The sequence below is a fragment of the Bradyrhizobium sp. genome, assembly GCF_035701725.1.
In the GTDB taxonomy this organism is placed as follows: domain Bacteria; phylum Pseudomonadota; class Alphaproteobacteria; order Rhizobiales; family Xanthobacteraceae; genus Bradyrhizobium.
On sequence record NZ_DASSRP010000132.1, the window covers coordinates 1 to 2,502 of the forward strand.

Genomic DNA, 2,502 nt, shown 5'->3' on the forward strand with positions numbered 1-2,502 from the left:
GACATGCCACGCTGCGCGAGCAGCGCCTGCACGAGGCGGTCGACGCGCTCGATGTTCGTCGCGCCGGCCGCGAGCGCGCGCGCTGCGGACGAAGGGCTCGCGAGCGAGCGCGCCGCGTCGGCGTATTTGTCGAACGGCACCAGATCGGACGCATTGGCGCCCAGCTTCACGCAGAGATCGAACACGAAATTGTAGACCGACCGCGATTCCTCGATGTTGGAATGCACCGCTTCCTGCGCCGTACGCATCCCGTCCTTGGTGATGCAGCGGTAGTTGCCGGCCAGCAGCATCGACCATTTCGCCAGCGGCACCCAGATCGAGTCATAGGCCTTCAGCTTGACCGGGAGTTCGATCTCGTCGCCCGCGATCTTGAAGCGGGCACCATCGACGTCCTTCTCCAGATTGCGAATGATCTGCGTATCCTTGTCGTCTTCGAAGCGGGCGCATTTGAAGTTGGTCGGCAGCGTGACCAGAAGCTCGTTGGCCTTGCCGTCCGGCGGACGGATCGCCTGCGGATCCGGGCTGTTGAGCGTGATCTTGTGCGGGCTGACGGAATCCCAAACCCTGGGATCGGTGTAGGCCGGCTCCAGCGCCTTGTAGTCGAGACCCGGAATCCGCCTGATATAGGAGAGCGGCGGCATGTTCATGATCGACATGCAGGGCACGCCGGCCTTGCCGACCGCGTCCAGCAACTGACGCACGCCGTCGGAGCGATATTGCGGCTCCTGCATGCAAAGGCCGACCAGATCGTATTTCGAGGGATCGACGCCGGTGGCGGGACCGGCCGTCACCTTGCCCGGCAGCTTCCGCGACTCCAGCAGCACCGGGTCCTTGCGGCCACGCACCGGCAGCGTCACCTTGAAACCTTCGGCGTTGATCAGCTCGGCCTCGGCCGGCAGACACACCAGGTGAATCGAATGGCCGCCGAACAGAAGCTTGGAGGCGAGCAGCGATCCATAGGACGCGCCCATGAGGAGAATGTTGTAGGCGGGCATTGGTTTTCCCTTTTGTGTTTTTGTAATTTTGTCGTTTTTGTATTTTTACTTCTTGGGGGAATTCATAGCCGCTTGTATTTGCCGACTTCAAGAGGCGCGCGTCGTGCGCGCGGTCAAGCTCAATTGATCGCCCGATCACTACCGCGACGCACAAAATATGATGGCGGCCATGTCCCGCGACGCACAAAAATCGCGCCGCTTTTTCAGACCCTGAACAGCTTCGCGTAGCGCGCCTTGATCTCCTCGCTCTGCGCCTGCACGGCCACCGGATCTGATTTCAGCATCTTCACGTCGGACATCGGCTTCTGCCCGGCCCGCGGCTTCACCTCGGCATGAAACGAGCGATGGGCGAATTCGTCGACCAGCATCTGCTGGGCCTCGCGGCTGAAGAAGAAGCTCTGGAACAGCCGCGCCGCGTTCGGATTGGGCGCGTCCTTGAACACGCCTGACGGCACGATGATCAGCGGCGCGCCCTCGGCCGGATAGACCACCTCGACCGGTTTGCCCTGATCCCTGAACACGATGAGATTGTAGTCGTTGCCGTCGGCCATCACCGCGCGCTCGCCGAGCATGATCTTGATCGGCGGATCGCCGGCCGATTGCACCTGCATCACTCTCTGCTTCGCAAGTTTTTCCAGATACGGCCAGCCGAGATCGCGGGAGAGCACGAACGTCGCGGTCAGGATCGCGCCGCTATAGCCGGGATGCGCCTTGACCATCTTGCCCAGCCATTTCGGGTCGAGCAGGTCGGCGTAGCTTTTCGGCGCGTCCTCGGATTTGACCAGCGTGGTGTTGTAGCCGATCACTTCCAGCCACGCGCAGGCGGTGGCATGGGTGCCGTCGGGATCGACCTGGTCGGCGGGAAAATGCCTGGCGACGTCCTCCGGAACGTAGGCCGCAAGCCAGTCGTTCTTCTTCCAGTCGAGATAATGCGCGGGGTCGGTGGAGTTGGCGACGTCGACGGCGTTGATGCCGCTGCCCTGTTCCTGTGCGATGCGCTGGAAAATCCGCTCCGCGCCGGAGCGTTCGACGCGGACGCTGATGCCCGGATATTTCGCCTCGAACGTGCGCGCCAGCTTTTCCGCGGTGTTGAGTTCGAGCGCCGAATAGAACGAGAGCTTGCCTTCCTTGCGCGCGGCCTCGATCAGCTCCGGCGTCACCGGGCTCGGCGGCGGCGCCGCCGCCCGCAACGGCTCGGCAAACAACATGCCGGCGGTGGATGCGGCAGAAACTTTCAACAGATCGCGTCGCGACCATTTGCGGCTGCGCATGGCTCCCTCCCCTCGTTGTTCAGGCGACCGTTGTCCGGCCGCTTATGCTACTTGCCGCTGCCGCTCGCGCAGAGCCTGGCCGAAGGCCTGGAACAGCTTGCGGTTGATCGGATTGCGTTTGGCGTCGTACTCGGCGTGCCACTGCACGCCGAGCGCAAAGCCCGGCGCGTCGGCGACGCGGATCGCCTCGATCGTGTCGTCCTCGGCCACGCCTTCGACGACGATGCGCTTGCCCG

General features: G+C 63.2%; 3 protein-coding genes. All 3 read right to left on the reverse strand.

The features are described 5' to 3' along the window. A partial coding sequence (locus tag VFL62_RS07485; protein WP_325171733.1) for a hypothetical protein occupies window positions 1-995 on the reverse strand: 995 nt, incomplete at its 3' end. 203 nt (window positions 996-1,198) lie between these two features. Continuing rightward, window positions 1,199-2,266 (reverse strand): extracellular solute-binding protein, encoded by a 1,068-nt coding sequence (locus VFL62_RS07490; RefSeq protein ID WP_325171734.1) that lies wholly within the window; start codon window positions 2,264-2,266, stop codon window positions 1,199-1,201. 42 nt (window positions 2,267-2,308) lie between these two features. Beyond that, window positions 2,309-2,502 (reverse strand): gamma-glutamyl-gamma-aminobutyrate hydrolase family protein (locus VFL62_RS07495; protein ID WP_325171735.1); only part of this gene is annotated, 194 nt, incomplete at its 5' end.

Bases quoted from the DNA above. Each gene is read 5' to 3' on its own strand.
- VFL62_RS07490 (WP_325171734.1), bottom strand. From the start codon at position 2,266: ATGCGCAGCCGCAAATGGTCGCGACGCGATCTGTTGAAAGTTTCTGCC.